This window comes from Bacillus sp. SIMBA_008, assembly GCF_046535495.1.
Classification (GTDB): Bacteria; Bacillota; Bacilli; order Bacillales; family Bacillaceae; genus Bacillus; species Bacillus subtilis.
Genome location: NZ_JAWRWL010000810.1, coordinates 1 through 256 on the forward strand (window position 1 = coordinate 1; position 256 = coordinate 256).

A 256-nucleotide genomic window follows, 5' to 3' on the forward strand; every position below is an offset into this window, starting at 1 on the left:
CTGTCCCTGGTCCAAAAAATCCATCGTAAAACCCTATCATTAAAATAACGAAGAAAAATATTAATGTTTTTCTTTTCGTCATCTTCTTATAGGTAGATACACTTCCCCAATCCTTTTTTGCAATAATATAAATGGCAATAAACACCAACATCACAAGCACTAACGGACGTAAAATATCTGGCGGAATAAACTTTACTACTAAAGCGCCTGCGACCGCTCCTATAACAGTTAACGGGATTAACTTTCCTACAATTTT

The 256-nt window shown here is 35.2% G+C and carries 1 protein-coding gene; it reads right to left on the bottom strand.

Going from position 1 to position 256, the window contains the following annotated elements; all coding sequences use genetic code 11:
- On the bottom strand, positions 1 to 256 hold a 256-nt coding region (locus SB658_RS25560; RefSeq protein ID WP_410603250.1), incomplete at both ends, for a TSUP family transporter.